The sequence below is a fragment of the Oenococcus sicerae genome, assembly GCF_004102045.2.
GTDB lineage: Bacteria > Bacillota > Bacilli > Lactobacillales > Lactobacillaceae > Oenococcus > Oenococcus sicerae.
In genome coordinates this window covers 218,903-240,822 of record NZ_CP029684.2, presented here as the reverse complement: position 1 = coordinate 240,822, position 21,920 = coordinate 218,903, and the positions used below count along the sequence as shown (strand labels likewise).

The 21,920-nt window shown below is 41.0% G+C and carries 21 protein-coding genes and 1 other RNA gene; 21 read left to right on the top strand and 1 reads right to left on the bottom strand.

Features of this window, described 5'->3' with window-relative positions:
• Positions 1 to 53: 53 nt before the first annotated feature.
• The 20 genes from DLJ48_RS01235 (at position 54) to pnuC (ending at position 18,989) form a co-directional block, all read left to right on the top strand.
• Entirely contained in the window at positions 54 to 2,792 is a 2,739-nt protein-coding gene (locus DLJ48_RS01235) for a cation-translocating P-type ATPase (RefSeq protein ID WP_128685190.1), read from the top strand.
• Positions 2,793 to 2,844: 52 nt separating this feature from the next.
• Positions 2,845 to 3,438, top strand: a complete 594-nt coding sequence (locus DLJ48_RS01230; RefSeq protein WP_128685188.1) for a DedA family protein — start codon at positions 2,845 to 2,847, stop codon at positions 3,436 to 3,438.
• Positions 3,439 to 3,491: 53 nt separating this feature from the next.
• Entirely contained in the window at positions 3,492 to 5,879 is a 2,388-nt protein-coding gene (locus DLJ48_RS01225) for a Xaa-Pro dipeptidyl-peptidase (RefSeq protein ID WP_128685186.1), read from the top strand.
• A gap of 23 nt (positions 5,880 to 5,902) precedes the next feature.
• Positions 5,903 to 5,998, top strand: an RNA gene (gene ffs / locus DLJ48_RS01220) — signal recognition particle sRNA small type.
• 20 nt (positions 5,999 to 6,018) lie between these two features.
• Positions 6,019 to 7,785 carry a DNA polymerase III subunit gamma/tau gene (dnaX, locus tag DLJ48_RS01215; RefSeq protein WP_128685184.1) on the top strand — a complete coding sequence of 589 codons (1,767 nt, stop codon included), beginning with the start codon at positions 6,019 to 6,021 and terminating at the stop codon, positions 7,783 to 7,785.
• On the top strand, positions 7,785 to 8,390 hold the full coding sequence (recR, locus tag DLJ48_RS01210; RefSeq protein WP_128685181.1) for a recombination mediator RecR: 606 nt from the start codon (positions 7,785 to 7,787) through the stop codon (positions 8,388 to 8,390). The genes dnaX and recR overlap by 1 nt, the downstream gene beginning before the upstream one ends.
• Entirely contained in the window at positions 8,387 to 8,614 is a 228-nt protein-coding gene (locus tag DLJ48_RS01205) for a hypothetical protein (protein ID WP_128685179.1), read from the top strand. Before recR ends, DLJ48_RS01205 begins: the two co-directional genes overlap by 4 nt.
• The gene (gene tmk / locus DLJ48_RS01200) at positions 8,611 to 9,252 is read left to right on the top strand and encodes a dTMP kinase (RefSeq protein WP_128685177.1); all 642 of its coding nucleotides are present in this window, start codon (positions 8,611 to 8,613) and stop codon (positions 9,250 to 9,252) included. Before DLJ48_RS01205 ends, tmk begins: the two co-directional genes overlap by 4 nt.
• Positions 9,249 to 9,575: a cyclic-di-AMP receptor gene (locus tag DLJ48_RS01195; RefSeq protein ID WP_128685175.1), complete on the top strand. Its 327-nt coding sequence runs from the start codon at positions 9,249 to 9,251 to the stop codon at positions 9,573 to 9,575. The genes tmk and DLJ48_RS01195 overlap by 4 nt, the downstream gene beginning before the upstream one ends.
• Entirely contained in the window at positions 9,575 to 10,477 is a 903-nt protein-coding gene (locus DLJ48_RS01190) for a DNA polymerase III subunit delta' (protein WP_128685173.1), read from the top strand. Before DLJ48_RS01195 ends, DLJ48_RS01190 begins: the two co-directional genes overlap by 1 nt.
• On the top strand, positions 10,449 to 11,312 hold the full coding sequence (gene rsmI, locus DLJ48_RS01185; RefSeq protein ID WP_128685171.1) for a 16S rRNA (cytidine(1402)-2'-O)-methyltransferase: 864 nt from the start codon (positions 10,449 to 10,451) through the stop codon (positions 11,310 to 11,312). Before DLJ48_RS01190 ends, rsmI begins: the two co-directional genes overlap by 29 nt.
• On the top strand, positions 11,305 to 12,054 hold the full coding sequence (locus tag DLJ48_RS01180; RefSeq protein ID WP_128687043.1) for an acyl-[acyl-carrier-protein] thioesterase: 750 nt from the start codon (positions 11,305 to 11,307) through the stop codon (positions 12,052 to 12,054). The genes rsmI and DLJ48_RS01180 overlap by 8 nt, the downstream gene beginning before the upstream one ends.
• 29 nt (positions 12,055 to 12,083) lie before the next feature.
• Positions 12,084 to 13,079, top strand: a complete 996-nt coding sequence (gene galE, locus DLJ48_RS01175) for a UDP-glucose 4-epimerase GalE (protein WP_128685169.1) — start codon at positions 12,084 to 12,086, stop codon at positions 13,077 to 13,079.
• Positions 13,079 to 13,804: a tRNA (adenosine(37)-N6)-threonylcarbamoyltransferase complex dimerization subunit type 1 TsaB gene (gene tsaB / locus DLJ48_RS01170; RefSeq protein WP_128685168.1), complete on the top strand. Its 726-nt coding sequence runs from the start codon at positions 13,079 to 13,081 to the stop codon at positions 13,802 to 13,804. Before galE ends, tsaB begins: the two co-directional genes overlap by 1 nt.
• Positions 13,788 to 14,303 carry a ribosomal protein S18-alanine N-acetyltransferase gene (gene rimI, locus DLJ48_RS01165; protein WP_128685166.1) on the top strand — a complete coding sequence of 172 codons (516 nt, stop codon included), beginning with the start codon at positions 13,788 to 13,790 and terminating at the stop codon, positions 14,301 to 14,303. Before tsaB ends, rimI begins: the two co-directional genes overlap by 17 nt.
• Positions 14,300 to 15,325 (top strand): tRNA (adenosine(37)-N6)-threonylcarbamoyltransferase complex transferase subunit TsaD, encoded by a 1,026-nt coding sequence (gene tsaD, locus DLJ48_RS01160; protein WP_128685164.1) that lies wholly within the window; start codon positions 14,300 to 14,302, stop codon positions 15,323 to 15,325. The genes rimI and tsaD overlap by 4 nt, the downstream gene beginning before the upstream one ends.
• A gap of 78 nt (positions 15,326 to 15,403) precedes the next feature.
• Positions 15,404 to 16,069, top strand: coding sequence for a redox-sensing transcriptional repressor Rex (locus DLJ48_RS01155; protein ID WP_128685162.1), 666 nt, complete (start codon positions 15,404 to 15,406; stop codon positions 16,067 to 16,069).
• Positions 16,070 to 16,185: 116 nt separating this feature from the next.
• Positions 16,186 to 16,461, top strand: a complete 276-nt coding sequence (locus tag DLJ48_RS01150; RefSeq protein ID WP_128685160.1) for a GroES family chaperonin — start codon at positions 16,186 to 16,188, stop codon at positions 16,459 to 16,461.
• 3 nt (positions 16,462 to 16,464) lie between these two features.
• Positions 16,465 to 18,090 (top strand): chaperonin GroEL, encoded by a 1,626-nt coding sequence (groL, locus tag DLJ48_RS01145; RefSeq protein ID WP_128685158.1) that lies wholly within the window; start codon positions 16,465 to 16,467, stop codon positions 18,088 to 18,090.
• 140 nt (positions 18,091 to 18,230) lie between these two features.
• Positions 18,231 to 18,989, top strand: coding sequence for a nicotinamide riboside transporter PnuC (gene pnuC, locus DLJ48_RS01140; protein ID WP_128685156.1), 759 nt, complete (start codon positions 18,231 to 18,233; stop codon positions 18,987 to 18,989).
• A gap of 235 nt (positions 18,990 to 19,224) precedes the next feature.
• Here pnuC and rpsD read toward each other — a convergent pair whose 3' ends face one another.
• On the bottom strand, positions 19,225 to 19,839 hold the full coding sequence (rpsD, locus tag DLJ48_RS01135; protein WP_128685154.1) for a 30S ribosomal protein S4: 615 nt from the start codon (positions 19,837 to 19,839) through the stop codon (positions 19,225 to 19,227).
• A gap of 273 nt (positions 19,840 to 20,112) precedes the next feature.
• Between rpsD and ezrA the strand changes: the two genes are divergently transcribed.
• Positions 20,113 to 21,816 carry a septation ring formation regulator EzrA gene (ezrA, locus tag DLJ48_RS01130; RefSeq protein ID WP_128685152.1) on the top strand — a complete coding sequence of 568 codons (1,704 nt, stop codon included), beginning with the start codon at positions 20,113 to 20,115 and terminating at the stop codon, positions 21,814 to 21,816.
• Positions 21,817 to 21,920: the final 104 nt, after the last annotated feature.

The following is a 21,920-nucleotide window of genomic DNA, read 5'->3' as shown; positions in this document are numbered from 1 at the left end:
GAGTCAACGCCATTATAATTGTTGAGTATCTGCAATGCTGTGCGGGAGTTCATATGGATGATAAAGATTTTTCCGAAAAAACATTAGATCAGCTGTATCAGCAGCTCGGTTCTAGTAAAAACGGATTATCGCAAAATCAAGCGAACGAGAAGATAAAGAAATTTGGCGAGAACATTATTACACGAGCTCGCGGCGAGTCGCAATTTAAATTATTTCTGAAGTCCTTTACAAGTATGATGGCGATCCTGCTCTGGGTGTCTGGTGTGATCGCAATTTTTGCCGGCATGGCTGAATTAGGTATTGCGATTTGGGCTGTCAACGTCATTAATGGCTTGTTTTCTTTTTGGCAGGAATTTGCCGCCAAAAAAGCGACTGACTCCCTGATGAAACTGCTGCCAACCTACGCCAATGTTTACCGTGATCATAAACTGACGAAAATCGTTGCGACAGAATTAGTTCCCGGCGATATTTTTTCGATTCAAGCTGGTAATTCTATCTCAGCTGATGCTAGATTGATCGAAACAGATGAATTGCAAGTTGATGAGTCGGCTTTGACTGGTGAATCCATGCTTGTGAGCAAATCTCTGGATTATTCAAAAGGCCAAGGCAAGTTTGCTTATGGTAATTTGATTTATGCCGGCACGACCGTTTCAACCGGTACTGGTCTAGCGATTGCTTTAAACACGGGGATGCAGACTGAATTTGGTCAGATCGCTAAACTGACACAGACATCCAAACAAGTCGATTCGCCTTTGCAGATCGAGTTGAATCGTTTGACTCGGCAGTTATCGATGATTGCCATTTCGATCGGTGTCGTCTTCTTCTTTTCAGCGATTTTTTTCGTAAAAAATCCGATCGCAAAATCATTTATTTTTGCTTTGGGCATGATCGTAGCCTTTATCCCGGAAGGCCTTTTGCCGACCGTGACACTGTCACTAGCTCAGGCCGTTCAACGTATGGCACACAAAAATGCCTTAGTCAAAAATCTGAATTCGGTTGAGACCTTGGGTGAAACAACCGTGATCGCGACAGACAAAACAGGTACTTTAACGCAAAATCAGATGACAATCAATCATGTTTGGACAAAAGATTCTGAGTATGAAGTCTCTGGCGAAGGTTACGTGAATAACGGCGAGATCCGCGAGAAAAATAAGCCGGTCTCATTAGATCAGCATCCATCGTTAAAACAGTTAGTGACGATTGCGGCATTAGATAATGATACGCAAGTGCAAGCGCCAAAATCCCTGAAAGATCTACCGAAAATTCTTGGAACACCAACTGAAGCAGCACTGGTGATTTTGTCGGAAAAATCTGCGATTGATCGAGCAGCTTTAGGAAAACAGTTTCCGCGGATTCACGAAGTCCCCTTTGATTCACGGCGGCAGCGTATGAGCACAATACATCAAACAGCTGATGGCCAGCGCATAATTATGACAAAAGGTGCTTTGGACTTCGTCTTGAAAGTGGCTGACAATATTTTAGACAATGGTCGAGTACGTCCGATTACGGATCATGACAAACAGGATATTTTGGCAGCGAATCGTAAATATGCGAGTGATGGTTTACGTTCGCTGGCTTTTGCTTATCGAAAAGATGATAGCCAGTTGGATCCCAAAGCTTATAAGGTTGACAACACAGAACAGCATCTGACCTTTGTTGGTTTGGCGGCTATGTCTGATCCGCCGCGGCCGGAAATTTATGAAGCAGTTCGCAAGGCTCATTCAGCTGGGATTAAAATTATTATGGTAACAGGCGACTCGGAATTGACAGCCCAATCGATCGCTATCAAAATTGGTTTGGTTTCCAAAAAGGCGCGTGTCGTGACTGGTGAAGAGCTTGATAAGATGAGCACAGACCAATTAAAGTCAGCTTTAGCTGGTGAGGTTCTTTTTGCCCGAGTAGCGCCGGAACAAAAATACCAGATCGTGACAACTTTGCAGTCGCTTGGCCATATCGTCGCCTCGACCGGAGATGGTGTTAATGATGCACCGGCTTTGAAACAAGCGAATATTGGCGTTGCTATGGGTGTGACTGGGACAGATGTTGCTAAAGATGCAGCTGATATGATTTTGACTGACGATAATTTCGCTTCAATTGTGGCTGCGATCGAAGAAGGGCGAGCTGTTTATTCGAATATTCAAAAATTCCTCTTGTATATTTTAAATTCGAACTTGCCTGAGGCAATTCCGTCAGTATTATTTTTGCTGTCAGGTGGTGCGATTCCCTTATCCTTAACGGTCATGCAGATCTTGACAGTTGATCTTGGTACGGATATGCTGCCGGCCTTGGGTCTAGGCGCTGAGAAAATTGAGGTTGGCGTGATGGAACAGCCGCCGCGTGATCGTAAGGCTCACTTATTAACGAAAAACTTGTTGATTAAGGCCTTTGGCTGGTACGGTCTTTGGGGATCGATCATTTCCACGGCAGGCTACTTCTTTATCAACTGGACTTTTGGCTGGCCCGGACAAGCATTGGTCTCATCAGGCCTTCGTTACCGCGAAGCAACAACAATGACGTTAGCTAGTATTATTTTCTTCCAAATTGCTGCTGCGATCAATGCTCGAACGGAAAAAACATCTGTCTTCAAAATTGGCATTTTTTCTAATCACCATATTGATTTCGGTATCTTTTTTGAAATTATTTTACTGGTCGTTTTAATGTATGTACCGCTTTTCCAAAATCTCTTCGAAACAGCACCGCTTGGTGGCATAGAATGGCTGATTTTAGCCTGTGTACCTTTGCCGATGATTTTGCTCGAAGAAGCTCGCAAAGCTTGGGTCAGAAAACACTAGCAGGCTTGTTGTGTGCTGGATCATTTAGTTTAAAAAAGATGAATAAAAAATAATGAGGCAGATCGAAAATATTTTAAATCCATTAAATTATCTCCTGACCTTAGTTCATGACTATAGTGCTTTGGCCTACTTAATTTTATTTTCGGCTGCTTTTTTGGAATCCTCGTCGATTCTTTTTTCGTGGCTGCCAGTGCAGACTTTGATTTTTGTTGTTGGCATGCTTTGCCAAAAGGGTGAGTTCAATTTGTGGATATTGTTAGCAGGTTTTTGTTCGTTGACGACTATTGGCGAATTTTTAAAATTTTTTCTCAGTTATCGTCGTTTGCATGAAAAAGAGAGCACTTTTATTCATAGTATTCGTGTTTTTTTAAAACGGGATTTCAAACTAACTAATTTTGTCATGTTCTTTCATCGCTTTCTGCCTGCGTATGGGCTGCTGGTTCCGATGGCCGCAGCTGAAAATCATTTTCCGTTGAAACAATTTGTGCGGGATACGATTTTAGCGAATTTTCTGTGGGTGAATCTGACTTTTTTTCTTGGCTATTTCCTCGGTAAAAATCAATTCGTCAATCACTATGCAACTTTGATTATCATCGCTGTTGCTTTATTGCCAGCCTTGGCTGATCGGCTATGGCAAAAAAGATGATTTTTATTAAATTTTTTTTATACTTAGATTATTAACTTAAAGGACGGAATACTTTGAAGAATAATTTTAGTTACGAGGCTTTTACAGATAATACTGTTTTTGATTCGACGACAGAACTTAAAAAGATTGCTTTGATCGATGACTCATTTGCTCAGAAGTCTTTTTCTGATAAATTGCGTATATTTTTTAATAAGCTGTTTCCCAATTGCGATGATGCCGCTAGCATTGAGGAAGCGCAGCGAAATATTTTAATCACAGATCAGCTTGACCTGGTTGATTTTATGAAACAGGATTTGATTTCAATGCCCAGCACTGCTTTTTATACGATCATTGCTCAGCTGCTTGATTTCAATTCAGACCTGGATTTTCAATTAGATGAGGGTCGGCAATTTTTGCTGCAGACTGGCCAGCAGCTCCTGGCAGAAAAGCTGGTTACGATTGAGAATGTTGATCATTTCATGTTTAATGCGCTTATTTTAAGATCTGCAAATGGTTTAAGCTTTATAGATAATTTAGTCAATGATGGTTTGTTGGAAAAAAATTTTCGTCAACAAATACCGCAGCCCTTGTTTTTTGCTGGTAAGGCATTGGCTGTTTTCAAAAATGCAGATCTAGTCAACGAAAACGTCTATATTGATACACGGTTGGATACAGATCATGATGGTCACAATGATTTAGTGCTGTTGACGGTCACACGCCCTAAAAAGGCTTCAGTACTTTTTAAACTGCCGGTGATTTTAACGGCCAGCCCTTATTATTACGGTACTAATGATATGGCAGCCGACGTACATAGTCCCAAACAGGATTTGGCTATTAAAGCTGACTATGCTTTTCAAACCTCAGCTGATTTAGATACAAGCAGCGTACTGCCAGCCTTAAGCAGCGGAGAAAAACTTGATCATGGACAGTTTAAAAAAACGACGGCAAGTGGCGCCAGCAGTTTTCCCTTGAATGATTATTTTCTAGCTCGCGGCTATGCTGTTGCTTATTATGCGGGTCTGGGTACACGGGGTTCAGACGGTCTGCGCTCTTCTGGCGGTGAAGATGAAACGATTGCTTGCTGTGCCGCGATCGAATATTTGAGCGGTCATCGATTTGCTTTCATAAGTAAAAAAGCAGATGCTTCGATCATGGCTGACTGGTCAAACGGCTCAGTTGCGATGACTGGCCGCAGCTATCTCGGGACTTTGGCGACAGCCTGTGCAACACGAAACCCCTTGGGCTTAAAAACAATTATTGCCGAGTCAGCTATTTCCTCTTGGTACGATTATTATCGAGAAAACGGCTTGGTCGTTGCGCCAGGCGGTTTTCAGGGCGAAGATGCTGATGTCTTGGCTTTAGATACTTTTTCTCGCTGGTTTGATGCTGCTCAGATGCAGCGGATCAAATTGGCATTCCAACAAAGTTTGACGCAAATGAAACAAGATGAGGATCGCCAAACAGGCAATTACAATGTTTTTTGGGACGAACGCAACTATTTAAAAGCAGCTTCAAAAATTAAAATAGATTGTCTTTATGTGCATGGCTTAAACGATTGGAATGTCAAACCAATTCATGTCTTTAATATTTTGTCGGCTTTATCACAAAATCATCATATTACGGTCAAAACGATTCTTCATCAGGGCCAGCACATTAGTCCGCATGATATTCGTTCCTTGGATTATCTTGACATTTGTAATATGTGGTTGACACATGAATTGTTCGGTTTGGAAAACGAGGTCACACAGAAACTGCCGGCTATCATGGTTCAAGATAATCTTGATCCAAAAAGTTGGCACAGCCAGAAAAGCTGGACGAAGACTGATCAGCGGCAATCTTTCAACTTATCCGATTTAACCGGCCAAACAGAACTGTCCTATCGGGACAACTTGTCGCAGCTTTATGAAGCAAAATATGCTGATTACGCGACTTATGAAAAGGATTTTTACGGTGCTGATCAGCAATTTGATCAGGCAGTTTGCAAAATTGACCTGCCAGATTTCCAGGAAAGTACGATCAATGGTCGTGTGCAGATCGACTTAAGGCTTAAAACTGATCGTAAGGTTGGTTTATTGACAGCTGCTTTGATTGAGTTGAATCCATCAACACACACGAGCAGTGTCACTAAAAGTGTTTTAAATCGGAATTTTCAGATTAATTTAGATGATCGTGCAATTCCTTTACGAGATTTTTATGAAGTTAAAGAAAAATATCATTTGATTTCAAACGGCCATATAAATTTACAAAATAGGCAGGGGGCAGACTTAGCTGATCAAGTTGATGCGAACACTTATTTGGATTTAAAACTGCTGCTGCAGCCCACGATTTACCGTATTACAAGAACTTCGAAATTAGTACTATTTATTTTCGGCGGCGACATGCAATACACACTTCACCCGAAGACGATTCAGGAATATACGATAGACCTGACTAAAAGTCGCATTATTCTGCCTTTTCTTTGACAGTTTTTTCAAAAGTTCGATACAATATAGAAGCGGGCAGATGCCGCTAGCGAATTAGGTCAGGACAGGAATGTAGCAGCCTTAAACTAGTTAGGTATTGTGCTCGTTTTTATTTTGTCTCAATGTTAGAATTTTAATAATGTATAAAGCACTTTATCGACAATATCGGCCACGGACCTTTCATGATTTAGTTGGCCAAACAGTGATTGCTCAAACACTTGAAAACGCCTTGAAATCTCAGAAAGTTGGTCACGCCTATTTATTTGCCGGGCCACGAGGAACTGGTAAAACGTCAGTCGCCAAGATCTTTGCTCGTGAGATTGAAGGCATTTCGGCTGACAGTGAACAAGAAACATTCACGGATATCATTGAAATTGATGCTGCTTCTAATAATGGTGTTGATGAGATCCGTAATCTGCGCGATGCAGCCAATTATGCACCGATCGAGTGTCAATTTAAAATTTATATTATTGATGAAGTACATATGCTTTCAACGGGTGCTTTTAACGCTTTATTGAAAACCATCGAAGAGCCGCCAGCCCAAGTTAAATTTATTTTAGCAACGACCGAAGCACAAAAAATTCCAGCGACTATTTTAAGCCGAGTTCAGCGTTTTGATTTCCGCCGTATCAGCATTGACGATATTGTGGCACGTTTGGAATATGTTTTAAATGATCAAAATATTGCATATGATCCGCAGGCCTTAAAAGTGATCGCCAATGCGTCGGATGGCGGTTTGCGTGATGCTTTATCTGTTTTGGATCAAGCGGTAGCTATTTCTAAGAGCGGCAAAATCAATCTAGATGATGTTTTTCAAATCACAGGCACTAGCCGAATTGATCAGCAGATTAGTTTTTTATCGCATTTATTGACCAGACAAACAACTGACTCTTTTGAAGATATTCATACTTTGCTGTTGGCGGGTAAGGATCCGATCCGTTTTGCTGAAGACTTGCTGATTCTATTGAAAAATTTAATGCTGTTGAAAATCGCCCCTGATTTGGTTACTGAAAATGGCATTGATCAGATTAAAGATTTGTCAGGCAAGTATACCAACACTGTTTTCGAGCAATTGATCGACGAACTTTCAGACATTTTAGCTAAGATGAAACAAACAACGCGACCTGAATTGTATCTTGAGATTTTCGCTGTCAAAGTTGTTGCTAAAATTTCGCAGACAGAGAAACAAACGGTTTCACAATCTCAACTGCAGGTCGAACAGGAAAAGCCGATAGCTGTCCAAACACTTCAGCAGCCAAAAGAGACATTACCGACAGCACAGGCCAAAGCAGCACCGAGCGTGGAAGAAACAATTTCTGATCCAACACCTCCTGTTAAAGAGAAACAAGCAGCACAAGCAGTTGAACAAAATGATGCTAATGCTGAGACCGATACAGATGCCGCTTGGTTGGTCATGAAAACGGCTGTTAAATCGGAACTGCAAGCAGCTAAAGAAGCCTGGCCAGATATTGTCGGCGATTTTGATGAAGCTGTGTTGATGCTGGCAGAGAATGCCGAACCAGTGGCAGCTAGTCAAACTGCCTTGATCATTGCTTTTAATCATCCGGAATTGGCCGATGCGGCTGCTCAAACGCCAGATTTTGTTGATAAATTATCCGAAAGTCTGCAGGATTTATTGGGTGTTGACTATCAGCTGGTCTTTATCAGCGAAGCTTCTTGGGTGACATTAAAGCAGACATATATTGCGAGGCTTCGTGGCGAAAAAGTTGAAGAACAGCAGACGAAACAACCCAGTTTAGTTGTTAAGGCGACAGCGAAAACGGCGGAAGAGGTTGGGAAAACAAAACCGATACCGGCGGATACCGTTGAAGCAAATGAAGATATTATCGATAAGGCAAAAAAATTATTTGGCGATATCGTCAAAATAGAGGGTGAAGATAATTAATGCAGTATCCGGAAGCAATTGCGAAATTAATTGAATCATATAGCAAATTACCTGGTATTGGTCGGAAATCGGCGACTCGTTTGGCTTTTTATACATTGGGCATGTCTGATGATGATGTTGAAAATTTTACAAAGAATTTAGCGGCTAGCAAATCTGACCTGACTTTTTGTCGAATATGCGGTTTTATCACGTCAAAAACGGATGATCCATGTGTTATTTGTACGGATCCATCGCGTGATCAGAGCAAAATTTTTGTCATCGAAAATAGTCAAGATGAAATGGCCATCGAGAATACGCATGATTATCATGGTTTGTATCATGTTTTAAATGGTGTTTTATCGCCCATGGAAGGCCGTGGCCCGGAAGACATCAATATTACAAGTCTGATCACGCGACTGGCTGATCACCCAGAAATCAAAGAAGTGATCATTGGCCTGGATGCATCAACTGAAGGCGAGGCAACCACGTTGTACTTAGGTCGATTGATCCGGCCATCCGGCATTAAAGTGACGCGGCTAGCACGTGGTCTTTCAATGGGTACGAATGTTGATTATGCTGATCAATTAACTTTGACACAAGCTGTTAATGGAAGGACAGAGCTATGATTTGGGGTAAAAAAATTTCTTACAGTGAATTTTTCCATCAGAATTTAATTGATGCGGTCGGCCGTTTACAAGACGATTATGATGCTGCTTTGCAAACGGAAAAAAATCTTCAATCTGGACATGTTAATCAGCGCTTTATTCATGCTAAGACACTGCTGGCCAAAAACAAACAGGCTTACTTGATGCGCCAGGTGCGTTTAAAAGATGTCGGGATCAAAAAATGAAAAAAGGATATTTTATTACAATTGAAGGACCGGATGGTTCAGGCAAGACAAGCTTAATAACAAGATTGGCGCCTCAACTAAAAGAACTATTCGCTGATCAGCTAGTTGAGACACGCGAACCGGGCGGTGTCCGAATTTCAGAAGCGATCAGAGATATTGTCTTGGGGAGTAAATATCCAGAGATGAACCGACGAACGGAAGCACTTTTGTTTGCGGCGGCTCGAGCTCAGCATCTGGTTGAAAAAATCGAACCAGCCTTAGCGGCTGGCAAAATTGTTTTATCGGACCGTTTTGTTGATTCTTCAGTTGCCTATCAAGGAGGCGGCCGTGCATTAGGTACGACCGCGATTCGTCAGATCAATGATTTTGCTACGAATGGTTTGCAGCCGAATCTGACCCTTTTGTTAGATCTGCCCAGCGAAATGGGTCTAGCTAGGATCATGAAATTTCGTGCTGATGATGTTGACCGCTTAGACAAGGACGCACTAGGTTTTCATCAAAAAGTGCGACAAACATATTTGCAGCTTGCTAAAGAATTTCCAGAACGCATAAAAGTGATAGATGCCCAGCAAAGTCCTGAAAAAATAGCTGCTAATGCTTTACAATTAATTCAAGAAAGTTTGAAAGGCTGGATATGAAACTTATTACTGCAATTGTACAAGATAAAGATGCTTCTTCAGTTGCCAATGCGCTAGTTGAACATAATATTCGTGCGACCCGCCTGGCTTCGGCTGGTGGGTTTTTGCGTTCTGGGAATTCAACTTTTCTCATCGCTGTTAAGGACGATGAAGTATCGACAACGATTGATGTGCTCAAGGAGCATTCAAAGACTCGCAAACAGTTTGTGACGCCACCAGTAGGTTTGGACATGAGCATTGATTCAATTGGAGAACCAATTGAAGTCGAGATCGGCGGAGCGACGATCATCGTTCAAGCAGTCGAAAGTTTTCAACATTTTTAATGCTTGACCAAGTTTCAAAAATGAATCAATTACAGGCACTTTTTTTGCATTCGATCGAACTAGGTAAGCTGTCTCATGCTTACCTTTTTCTTGGCAGTGATCAAAGAGCAGCGCAAACTTTAGTGGCTTTGATCGCTGGAAAAATTTTACACGAAGATCCGCAAAATGATGTTTTTCAAAACGGCAATTTAGTTAAAATTGATCTGCTGCCAGAAAAGAAAACTTTATCAGTTGAGCAAATGCGAAGTCTGCGTGATATTTTTGCTGAAAGATCTGATGATCCGCAGATTGCGGTTATTATGCATGCTGACCAAATGACTGATTCAGCTGCGAATTCGATCCTAAAGTTTATCGAAGAGCCTTATGATAATCAATTTATTTTTTTGCTTGGCACACATTTTAGCCAAATTCTGCCAACGATCTTATCCCGTGTTCAGTTGATTAAAATTCCTCAGGCTAGCGACCATGAAATCAGTCAGCAATTGATCAATCAAGGTATACAAGCAGACGAAGCTATATTTGTCAGCAAAATCAGCCGATCAATTAAGCAAGCAAAAGACCTGCTGACTGATGGGTTTGCGATTAATTTAAAGCGAGCAATTGACCAGTGGCTCGATGCTATCTTATTAAATGATGAGAAAGCTTTCGCTTTTGTACAAACGGATCTTTTGCCTTTCGTTGATAATGCTGATCATCAAGCTATTTTTGCATTGGCATTGTCAGCAGAATTAGAAATGCGTTTGGAAATGTCTTGTGATCTAACACGAGCTATGGTTTTCGATACTTGGCTTGCTATCGCTCAACGCAGTAAATTTAATGTTAGCTGGCAACTGATTTTGGAATCATTTACGTTAGAAGCTTTGAGGATAATGGATGGAACAAAAGAGCTTTCAAACAAGTGAAAAAGGGAAACTTTATCTCGTCCCAACACCAATTGGCAATCTTGACGATATGACTTTTCGTGCGCTGGCGATTTTAAAAGAAGTTGATTTGATTGCCGCTGAAGATACACGCCATTCTGGCCTTTTGTTGCAGCATTTCCAAATTAAGCGGCCCTTAGTCAGCCTGCATGAACATAATTATGCAAAACGTGTCCCTGAATTGATCGCAAAATTAAACAGTGGTTTGAGTGTCGCCCAAATTTCTGATGCCGGAATGCCTTCTATTTCGGATCCGGGCCATGAATTAGTCTTGGCTGCGATTAAAAATCAAATTGACGTGATCAGTTTGCCTGGTCCTTCAGCTGGCATTACGGCTTTGATCGCCAGCGGTTTATCAGCAGAAAAATTTACTTTTATCGGTTTTTTGCCGAGAAAAAATTCAGAACAAAAAAGAGAATTAGAAAAACTGAAGTTGATCGAAACAACTTTGATTTTTTATGAATCACCTTTTCGGATTGCAAAAACATTAAATAATATTCAATTGGTTTTTGGCGCTGATACCAAAGTCGTACTGGCTCGGGAACTGACAAAAAAATTTGAGTCCTACTATCGCGGTACAGTTGCTGACGCACTTGTTTTTTTGCAGCAAAACACTGCGCGTGGTGAATATGTGTTGTTAGTTGAAAAAATTCCTGAAAAAACAATTTTTTCTGCAAGATCACTTATCCAGCGAATCGAACAAGACATCAAAAAGGGCACAAAACCGATCGATGCGATCAAAACAGTTGCAAAGACGACTGGATTATCACGGGCTGATGTTTACGAAATTTATCATAAGGAGAAAGATGATGTCTAAAATTTATTCAGAGAACCTTTGCGTGAGGGATTTTTATTGTGATCGCAGCGGCAAGCTCTCGCTCCCTATGATTGCCGAATTAGCAATCTCGGCCAGTATCCAGCAGACAAGCGAGCTTGGGATCGGCATGGAAGAATTACAGGCGGCTGGGCGCGGCTGGGTGCTTTTGCAATATGATATTAAAATTGATCGCCGACCAGCCGTTGGCGAACAAATACAAGTAACCACAGAACCGATACGATCCAATCAGTTTTTCGCTTTACGAAATTTTGATTTTTACGATCTGAGTGGAAAATGTTTAATTCATATTGCTTCGCTTTGGGCGATGATTGATTTAAAACGCCGCCGCTTGGTCAGTTTGGACCAGCGTTTCATTAAGCCTTTAAACACTACCAGCGTTGAACGTTTGGAAAAATTAACTAGTCCGACGATCCTCGATCGCAGTGCTCAAGGAAATTCGATTGCGGCTGAAGAGCTTAAACCAACTTATTTTGATATCGATACGAATCAGCACGTGAATAATTCAAATTACCTGCGTTATTTTTTGATTCCGGTCGCAGCTGATTTCATGTTCAGTCATGAGCCTAAGCGAATTATCATCAAATACAATAAAGAGATCAGACTGGATCAAATCGTTGTTTCTAAGGTCCAATTCACTGGACCGTTACACAGTGTTCATGAAATTGCCACCAATGCTCTTGTGAATGCCACGGCTGAAATTGAGTGGGCTGAGGCTCAGTGATAATATATTAAAGTGATAGGAGAGTAAATATGAATGTATTAGTAACAGGCGGTGCTGGATATATTGGGTCGCATACGGTCGATCGATTGCTGGCACATGGAGATCAAGTAACAGTAGTCGATAATCTTTATACAGGTCATCGCGATGCCGTGCCTAAGAATGTCGCTTTTTATGAAGCTGATGTACGCGATAAAACAGCGTTAAAAAAGATCTTTGATGCAAATAGCTTTGATGCTGTTGTTCATTTTGCTGCTCTGACGCAAGTTGGCGAGTCAATGACGAAACCTCTGTTTTATTTTGATAATAATACTTTTGGTGTTATTTCTTTACTTGAAGCTATGCGTGACCACGATGTGAAAAAAATTGTTTTTTCTTCATCAGCTGCTACCTATGGTGTACCGAAACATAATCCGATTACAGAAGAAGAAGAACAAAAACCGATCAATCCCTATGGTTTAACAAAACTGCAAATGGAACAAATCATGGATTGGTCTGATCGTGCTTATGGGATCAAAGGCGTTGCCTTGCGCTATTTCAACGTTGCTGGTGCGAAAGTGGATGGTTCTATTGGTGAAGATCATAATCCTGAAACACATATGATCCCAAATATTTTAATGGCAGCTCAGGGTAAAAAAGATAAAATGGTGATCTTTGGTGACGATTACAAGACACCGGATGGCACGAATGTTCGTGATTATGTGCATGTTGTTGATTTAGCGGATGCACATGTTTTGGCCTTGGACTATTTGCAACGGGAAAATAAATCAAACCGTTTCAACTTAGGAACGGAAGCTGGCATGTCTAACAAGCAGCTGATCGATGCTGCTAAAAAAGTGACGGGCATTGATTTTAAGGTTGAGATCGGACCTCGTCGCGGTGGCGATCCTGATGCCTTGGTAGCTAGTCCAAAAAAAGCAAAAGAAGTTTTGGGCTGGGATCCAAAATTAAGCAATGTTGAAGATGAAATAAAGACAGCCTGGAATTGGATGCAAAAACATCCACAAGGGTACGACGATAAAAAGTAATGAAGATCTTATCGTTTGATACGAGTGGTGCTGCTTTGAATGTTGGCCTTTTGGATTCTCAGACTGGCCTTTTTTTTGCGCACGATCATAATGATGATCAGCCAAGAACTCATTCGACAAAAATTTTACCAGCAATTGATGCTTTACTGAAAACAGCTGGTTGGCACTATGATGATCTGGACCGTATTGCGGTCACGGCAGGCCCTGGCTCATTTACAGGATTGAGAATAGGTGCGACCGTGGCGAAAATTTTAGCTAGTCAGACTTCAGCTGTTCTGGTACCCCTTTCAACTTCGCTGGTGATCGCGTGCTCTGCTTCAATTCGTTCAGCTGTCGTGAAAGTACCGATGATCAATGCGCGTAATCATAATGTTTTTGCCGCTGCCTTTGATTCGAAAAATCAAGCAGTCGTTGAAGAAAAACATTGGTTATTTACTGATCTTTTACAAACACTGCCTGAGAATAGCTGCTTTATATTCGAAGAAGCTAGCGCTGATGAATTTAAAGACGAAATTAAAACTGCGGGTTTTCAGTTTGTCGAACGACCAGCTAGTGTTTTGATCGATCCTGAAGTTCTGGCAAAATTAAGTATAAAATCTGCCGGTGCTGATCCAGCTCTTTTTGTGCCGAATTATCTGAGGAAAACAGCTGCTGAAATGAATTGGCTGCAAAAACACCCGGAAGCTAAAGATGGGGATTACGCGAAGTATGTTTCTGAAGTCTAAAAAAATAGCAGGATTCGCAGCTCACCAAATTCAGATCGCGGGTAAAACAGTCTTGATTCGTGAAGCCAGTTTGGCTGACACAAAAAAATTAGTTGAAATTGAGGAAGCTGTTTATACTGGGTCTGCGCCTTGGGATCAGCAGGCTTTTGTGGCTGAAATCAGTCGTCAGCATGGGAAATTATATTTGTCGGCTAGCATTGATGATCAAACAATTGCCTTTCTCGGTCTGTCTTATCGCAAAAGTTCACAGGACCTGCATATTACAAATATTGCAGTGCTGCCGATTTGGCAAAGCAAAGGCTTGGGCAGTTATTTAATGAAATTAGCTGGCAAGCTGGTCCTAGACAACCATTTAACAACTTTGTCCTTGGAGGTACGCCAATCTAATTTCAGGGCCTTTCAATTATATGAAAAAATTGGTTTCAAAAAAACGCAAGAATTGGTTGGCTATTATGATGGCGACCATGAAGATGCGATCGAAATGGAGTGGCAGCTATGACTGATTCACATGATAATTTGATCTTAGCTTTTGAGTCCTCGGCTGACGAGACCAGTGCTTCAGTTGTGAAAAATGGTCATATCATTTTAAGCAATATTGTTGCCACACAAATCGCAAGCCATCAACGCTTTGGAGGAATTGTACCCGAAGTAGCCAGTCGTCATCATCTTGAATGGATTGATCGTGTCACGCAAGAAGCGTTGATGCAGGCCCATATCACTGATCCTGAGACTCAATTATCGGCTGTTGCTGCGACTTTCGGTCCCGGACTAGTGGGCTCGTTATTGATCGGATTAATGGCTGGTAAAACTTTTGCGATGGTACACAATCTGCCTTTCATTGGTGTGAATCATTTGGCTGGCCATATCAGTGCGGCTAATTTCGTTAAAGCAACTGTCTATCCAGCTATGGCCATTATGGTTTCCGGCGGACACACTGAGCTTGTTTGGATGGCCAAAGAAAATGTTTTTCAAATTATTGGAACGACCTTGGATGACGCTGCTGGCGAGGCTTTTGATAAGGTCGGCCGAATTCTAGGACTTAAATATCCAGCTGGTAAAGAAATGCAGGAAATGGCCCAAAAAGGGCATGCAGACATTCATTTTCCGATTGCGCATACAGAAGCTGATTTCGATTTTTCTTTTTCTGGTTTAAAATCAGCTGTGTTGAATTATGTACATCATGAAAAACAATTAGACCGAACGATCAACAAAAATGATGTTGCAGCGAGTTTTCAAAAAGCTGTCATTGAAGCGATCATTGAAAAAGTGACATTAGCAATTGAAAAATTTCAGCCTCAGCAGTTATTACTGGGCGGCGGTGTCGCAGCCAATCTTGCTCTGCGCTGCGCTGTAGAGGATTTAGCTATGAAATATCAATTGGTACTCACTGAAGCACCAATTGAATTATCGGGTGATAATGCTGCTATGATTGGTGCCGCTGCTTTTCTTGCTTACAAGCAAAAGCACTTTTCCGGCTTAGATTTGAATGTTGATCCTTCTTTAAATTTTACAAGAATGTGATTATTTCACAATTTTTGTGATTTTTTTATCTAATTCGTTTACAATGGAAATGTGAATCAATGAAAGGATTTGATAAAAATGACTGCTGATACACAAATACCGCGAGCTACGGCTCAACGATTACCTATTTATTACTATTATCTATCTTCACTGCATGCAGCTGGGATCAAACGAATCAACTCATCTGAAATATCTGAGGCGATTAAGTTTGATGCGGCGACGGTTAGACGTGACTTTTCTTACTTTGGGGCACTGGGGAAACGCGGTTTTGGTTATGATGTTGCTGCTTTACTGAATTTCTTCAGTAAAGTCTTGTCTCAGGACAAATTAAATAAAGTAGCCGTTGTCGGTGTCGGCAATTTAGGCCAGGCTTTGATGAAGTATAACTTTGTTCATTCGAACAATATTGAGATCATTATGGGTTTTGATAGTGATCCCAAGAAAAAGACGGTTCAGATTAAGAATGAAAAAGATGAGCTTCTGCCAGTATACGCAGTTGATCAGTTAGAAACGGAATTGAAAAAGGCCGATGTGACTATTGCGATCCTGACAGTTCCCGAGAGGTCGGCTCAACAAGTCACTGATCAATTAGTTGCCGCTGGTGTTAAAGGTATTTTAAACTTTTCGCCTATCAGAATTACAGTTCCAAACAGTGTTCGTGTACAAAACGTTGATTTGACAACTGGTATGCAGACTTTAATTTATTTCGTTGATAATTTTAAAAACATCAAAAGTGCTAAATAAAAAGTAAAAAATAACGGTTTATTTTAAAAGGTCAGACTTTGTCAAGAAGTTTGACCTTTTTTGACCTATTGCGTTATAATTTGATGCGGAACAAGTTTAAAGGAGGTTTTACACATATGATCAAACCATTAGGCGATCGAATTGTTCTTAGTATCGACCAACCAGAGGAAGAAAAAGTTGGTGGTATTTTAATTGCAAACAATGCAAAGGAAAAGCCAGTTACAGGTTCTGTTATTGCAGTTTCGACGGCAACTATCGGGGATGCAGAAGCACCCAAATCTGTTAAAGTCGGCGACAAAGTGATGTTTGATAAGTACGCTGGTTCACAAGTAACGATCGATGGGGAAGATTACCTTATCGTTCATGAAAAAGATATTTTGGGGGTGCTGTAATTCATGGCTAAAGAAGTTCGTTTTTCTGAAGATGCTCGTGCAAGGATGCAGGCTGGAATAGATAAGCTAGCCGATGCTGTTAAGACGACGATCGGTCCTAAGGGCCGCAACGTTGTCTTGGAACAAAGCTATGGAACACCAACGATTACTAATGATGGTGTCACAATTGCTAAAGCGATTGAATTAGATGACCATTACGAGAACATGGGTGCCAAACTCGTTACGGAAGCTGCCTCTAAAACCAACGACGTTGCTGGTGATGGTACAACAACTGCAACCGTTTTAACACAAGCTATCGTTAATGAGGGTCTTAAAAATGTGACTGCTGGTGCTAATCCGGTTGGTATTCGTGCCGGAATCGAAAAAGCAACGGCCGCAGCCGTTGCTGGTTTAAAAGCTAATTCTCATGAAGTTAAAGACTCATCATCGATTCAGCAAATCGCTTCAATTTCCGCAGCAAATGACGAAACAGGCAAGCTGATTGCTGATGCCATGGAAAAAGTTGGTCATGATGGTGTTATTACGATCGAAGAATCCAAAGGTATCGAGACTGAACTAGATGTTGTTGAAGGCATGCAGTTTGATCGCGGTTACATGAGCCAATATTTTGTCACCGATAACGACAAAATGGAGACAAATTTGGATAATCCTTATATTTTGATCACTGACCAAAAAGTTGGAAATATTCAAGATATTCTACCTGTTTTGCAAAGCGTTGTTGAGCAGGGCCGTTCTTTGTTGATCATTGCCGATGATATCACGGGCGAAGCTTTGCCAACGCTGGTATTAAATAAGCTGCGTGGTACTTTTAACGTTGCCGCTGTTAAGGCACCCGGATTTGGTGACCGTCGTAAAGCCCAGTTAGAGGATATTGCGATTTTAACCGGTGCAACTGTGATTACTGAGGATCTTGGTTTGCAGCTGAAAGATGTTGCTATTGATCAGCTGGGACAAGCTAATCGCATTAGTATCACGAAAGATAAGACCACGATCGTTGAAGGAAAAGGTGATAAGTCAGCTTTAGCAGACAGAATTAAGGCCATTCGTCAAGAAATTGATAATACGACGTCTGATTTTGATCGAGAAAAATTGCAGGAACGTTTAGCTAAGTTAGCTGGCGGTGTTGCTGTTGTTCGTGTTGGTGCTGCCACCGAGACTGAATTAAAAGAAAAGAAGTACCGGATCGAAGATGCTTTAAATGCCACTCGTGCCGCTGTTGAAGAAGGCTATGTTGCTGGTGGTGGTACCGCCTTTGTCAATGTCCTTCCGGAAGTTAAAAAAGTTGTTAGCCAGCTAACTGGTGATGCAGAGACCGGTGCAAGAATTGTGCTTCGTGCCTTAGAAGAGCCGCTTCGCCAAATTGCTGAAAATGCTGGTTTAGAGGGCTCCGTCATTGCTGAACATGCCAAATCTGAAAAACTAGAAGTTGGTTTTAATGCTGCTACTGGCGAGTGGGTAAACATGATCGAGGCTGGAATTGTTGATCCGACCAAAGTTGCTCGTTCTGCGCTGCAAAATGCTGCTTCTGTTTCAGCTATGATTTTAACGACTGAAGCTGTTGTTGCTGAATTGCCTAAACCTGATGCTCCAGCTGCTCCTGCAGCACCTGGTATGCCAGGAATGATGTAATTTTTCATCAATAGTTATTTAATTCATTAATCATATTACATTTCAATATTCTTCCGAAAATCTCGACTTTGCGTCGGGATTTTTGTTATTCTTGAACGATGTGTCTTAACACAGCTATTTTAAATTAGGGAGAAAATGATATGCAACAACAGCACACTTTTAAAGATTTATTCAAACCATCCTGGTATGTTCATCAAATGTCGGGTTGGTCAAAGTCATCCTACGGACTGCTTATTTTTGGTTACCTTTTTATTGCTTGGCAGACCTTTAGCAATCCGCTGACAGACATAGCAATTTGGACTTTCGTTGCCGCTATTTTGGGTTTTACGACGACACTGGCCATCACAAATACACGACCATTGAATGGCGTTTTTGGTCTGATTTCAGCTTTGATTTATATTGTTGTCGCCATTTCTGCTCATAATCCGTCTGACGCCATCTTGCAGGGCGTTTATATTGTTTTACTAGATATTCCAGTCTTGATTTCACCCAATTGGGCGATTGACGTTGAAAAAAAAGTTCGTAAAATTTCTGAGGTTGATGCGCGTGGTGAGAAACATAATTCAGCTTACTGGTACAAATTATTTGCAGTTGTCTTCATACTAGCTTGGATTATTCTTTACTTTTTTGAAATTTATATTACGAAAACACCACGGCCAATGGTGGATTCATTTACCGCTGCTATTGGCATTTCCGGTGCTTTATTGACAACCTTGCGTTTTTCGGAATCTTATTATTTTTGGATCTTGCAAGGTGCTGCCCAAGTTATTCTATGGGGAATTACGGCAGCTCAAGGGGATGCATCTTTGGTCCTGTTTTTCACTTATATGCTATACATGGCTAATGATGCTGTCGCTTTATTGGATAAAAAAATAGCATGGTTTCATCATGCTAATTAAATCAATAAAAAAGAACCAGCAGAAGTTTGTTGGTTCTTTTTTTATTATGACAAGTTGCTTAACAAAATTTCCACTGATTGTAATTATCAACTAACTGAAAAACTATGAAGATTAATTAGAATTAGCTAAAAAATGATGATTGCTATTGAGTACTTTGTTTAAAGTTTGCAGTGATGACTAAATAAAAAAAAATCAGCAGTTTTCCTGCTGATCTTTTTAAAATCAATATTCATGATTAACCAAGACGGTTGTAATATTCAACGATCAAAGATTCGTTGATATCTGCGCCCAGTTCATCACGTTCTGGATAACGAGTCAACTTACCTTCAAGTTTATCGGCATCGAATTCTACGAAGGGTGTGTTGTGAAGAGATGCTTCGACAGCGTTTACGATCGGTACAATCTTTTTAGAACGTTCGCGGACGGAAATAACTTGTCCGGGTTTAACTTCAAAAGATGGGATCGTCACACGCTTGCCATCAACAAGAATATGACCATGATTGACCAATTGACGGGATTGAGCACGGGTTGTCGCCAATCCAAGTCGATAGACAACTGAGTCCAAACGAGTCTCAAGTAAGATGAAGAAGTTGGTACCGTGCAGCCCCTTACGGATTCTGCCGGCTTTTAAGAACAAATTATGGAATTGGCGCTCAGACAATCCATAAGTAAAACGAAGCTTTTGCTTTTCGCGCAACTGTGTTGCATATTCTGAAAGCTTTGGGCGACGACCAGTATTCCCGTGATCACCAGGAGCGTAAGGACGTTTTGCTAATTCCTTGCCATTTCCTAGAAGAGAAATACCGAGACGACGACTCAAACGCCATTTTGGTCCGGTATAACGTGACATATTTTCTCCATTCTTGTTGTAAATGGGTTAAGCTCAGATTCGTGCAGATCAGCTTCGGTCGTGACAGCTTGCCTACTCAAAGATTTGCTTTGAAACTGATTTGTTGACGAGCTTCCTACTTAACTGCTGTGAACAACCCTTATATAATACGCGCTCTTTGTTATTAAATCAAGTCGTAGATATCAGAGCGTTCGTATGCAGGGGAACTAGATTTTAAGAAAAGCTGATGTTGTTTCAGACGATGCATGACAAGACATAAAATAAGGTACAGCTATGACTTTGATTATTCTAATAATTGCGATAATTTTATTAATCGGCTATTTAGCCGCAGTTCTTTTTCAGCGTTCTTATGCGCGCAGAGCCAACGATATCGTTGCTCAAAAAGATAAGTTGGCACAAATTAATGTTCAACAGACACTTTTGGATGCTCGTAAACTCAGTTTAACTGGTAAGTCTTTGCATGGCTACCAGCGTTTAGAAGCTGACTACAATGATATCGAGAATTCAAAGTTTCTTCATATTGATCAGCTGGCTAACTCAGTTGTTTTCGATTCACGTGGCTTGAATGTATTTAAAACGCGTGATGAATTCAATACGTTGGATACAACTTTGAAAGAAACTAAAGACAAAATTGCCAGTATCCAAGTTGGTTTGCAAAAACTAAATGAGGTTGATCAAGAGCACCGCAAAGCCGTTGATGAACTTCGGACTAGATATGACAAGCTGCGTAAGAAGATTTTAGCTGAGTCTTTTAAATACGGCCCCGCTTCCGAACCACTAGAAAATGTTTTATCTGGACTAGAAGATAGTTTTGCGAAATTCGTCAAATTAACTGAAGCAGGTGACCACAGTTCTGCGACTGATGTCTATGAACAATTGCGGGTCGAAACTAATGATCTGGAAAAGAAAATGATTGATATTCCGCCTTTATACGATAAATTGATCAATCGTTATCCAGCTAATTTTAAAGAACTGCAGACGGGTGCTGATGAGTTAACCAAAAAAGGATTTGTTTTTGATGCGGATCCAAATGTTGTGATTTCTGATATGCGGAAGAATCACGAGCAGATTTTGAATATGCTTAAGAACCTGGATGTTAAAAAAACAGTTGATGCCCAACGACTTTTAGAGGTTCAAATTAAAACGCTGTATGACACAATTGAAAGCGAGTACAGTGCTGAATACGATGTCAAAAAGAATGATCGTCGTTTGGCGAATGAATTGGCGCACGTCCGGGCTCAAAATCAGGAATTAACTTTAGAAATCGATCGTTTGGATCAACGCTATATTTTGTCGCATTCCGAAGTCGAAGATATGCGCGGCTGGGGCGAGCAAATTAAATCTGTTTCAGCACAAAATAATGATAATAAGAAACGCTGGCAGGAAAAGAAAGCAGCTTTCACGGCTTTGCGCGAGGTTCAAAATGGCCTTTTCCGCCAGCTGAATCAGATTTCTAAAAACCAAAAAGATTTATATGTCACAATTAGTTCTTACCCACAGGTATTTGATGATTTGAAACGGATCGCATTACAATATGCAGGCGAACTTTCTAATATACGACGGGTTTTAGAGCAAGTAGATATGCCCGGACTACCAGCGGATTATCGTCTGCAGTTTATATCTGTTCAAGATGAAATCAAAGCATTGAACGACATGGTTGCTGCTTCTCGTGTTAATCTTGATGACGCTCAGCGCCAAGCACACGAAGTCACGACTGACCTCGCTGATCTGAAAGCCAGTTCATCTGAACTGTATAATAATGCTAATTTAGCTATTGAGTTGATTCATTATGCAAACCGTTTTACCGATCGCCAGGAAATTATGACCGCCTTGCAGCAGGCACGTCTTTATTACGAACGAGATCTTGATTATTCGCGAACCGTTGATATAGTTGGACGTGCGCTGAATCAAATTGAAGCGGGCAGTTATGAGCGCCTAAAGGAAGGTTATTTGAATCGTAATCAAACACCTTTTTAGCTTGAAAGCTATTAACCGATTAGATATACTTAAAGACAACTTAGAGGAGTAAATTGGCGCATATTTTAGAGATCTGATGGTTGCTGAAAATCAGAGTGCAAGAA

Excerpts from the sequence above, each read along its gene's own strand:
- tmk (WP_128685177.1), top strand. The coding sequence starts at position 8,611 with ATGAAAAAAGGATATTTTATTACAATTGAAGGACCGGATGGTTCAGGC.
- pnuC (WP_128685156.1), top strand. The coding sequence starts at position 18,231 with ATGCAACAACAGCACACTTTTAAAGATTTATTCAAACCATCCTGGTAT.
- groL (WP_128685158.1), top strand. The coding sequence starts at position 16,465 with ATGGCTAAAGAAGTTCGTTTTTCTGAAGATGCTCGTGCAAGGATGCAG.
- DLJ48_RS01155 (WP_128685162.1), top strand. The coding sequence starts at position 15,404 with ATGACTGCTGATACACAAATACCGCGAGCTACGGCTCAACGATTACCT.
- rsmI (WP_128685171.1), top strand. The coding sequence starts at position 10,449 with ATGGAACAAAAGAGCTTTCAAACAAGTGAAAAAGGGAAACTTTATCTC.
- tsaB (WP_128685168.1), top strand. The coding sequence starts at position 13,079 with ATGAAGATCTTATCGTTTGATACGAGTGGTGCTGCTTTGAATGTTGGC.
- galE (WP_128685169.1), top strand. The coding sequence starts at position 12,084 with ATGAATGTATTAGTAACAGGCGGTGCTGGATATATTGGGTCGCATACG.
- rimI (WP_128685166.1), top strand. The coding sequence starts at position 13,788 with ATGTTTCTGAAGTCTAAAAAAATAGCAGGATTCGCAGCTCACCAAATT.
- DLJ48_RS01205 (WP_128685179.1), top strand. The coding sequence starts at position 8,387 with ATGATTTGGGGTAAAAAAATTTCTTACAGTGAATTTTTCCATCAGAAT.
- dnaX (WP_128685184.1), top strand. The coding sequence starts at position 6,019 with ATGTATAAAGCACTTTATCGACAATATCGGCCACGGACCTTTCATGAT.
- DLJ48_RS01195 (WP_128685175.1), top strand. The coding sequence starts at position 9,249 with ATGAAACTTATTACTGCAATTGTACAAGATAAAGATGCTTCTTCAGTT.
- recR (WP_128685181.1), top strand. The coding sequence starts at position 7,785 with ATGCAGTATCCGGAAGCAATTGCGAAATTAATTGAATCATATAGCAAA.
- DLJ48_RS01230 (WP_128685188.1), top strand. The coding sequence starts at position 2,845 with ATGAGGCAGATCGAAAATATTTTAAATCCATTAAATTATCTCCTGACC.
- tsaD (WP_128685164.1), top strand. The coding sequence starts at position 14,300 with ATGACTGATTCACATGATAATTTGATCTTAGCTTTTGAGTCCTCGGCT.
- DLJ48_RS01180 (WP_128687043.1), top strand. The coding sequence starts at position 11,305 with ATGTCTAAAATTTATTCAGAGAACCTTTGCGTGAGGGATTTTTATTGT.
- DLJ48_RS01150 (WP_128685160.1), top strand. The coding sequence starts at position 16,186 with ATGATCAAACCATTAGGCGATCGAATTGTTCTTAGTATCGACCAACCA.
- rpsD (WP_128685154.1), bottom strand. The coding sequence starts at position 19,839 with ATGTCACGTTATACCGGACCAAAATGGCGTTTGAGTCGTCGTCTCGGT.
- DLJ48_RS01190 (WP_128685173.1), top strand. The coding sequence starts at position 9,575 with ATGCTTGACCAAGTTTCAAAAATGAATCAATTACAGGCACTTTTTTTG.
- ezrA (WP_128685152.1), top strand. The coding sequence starts at position 20,113 with ATGACTTTGATTATTCTAATAATTGCGATAATTTTATTAATCGGCTAT.
- DLJ48_RS01235 (WP_128685190.1), top strand. The coding sequence starts at position 54 with ATGGATGATAAAGATTTTTCCGAAAAAACATTAGATCAGCTGTATCAG.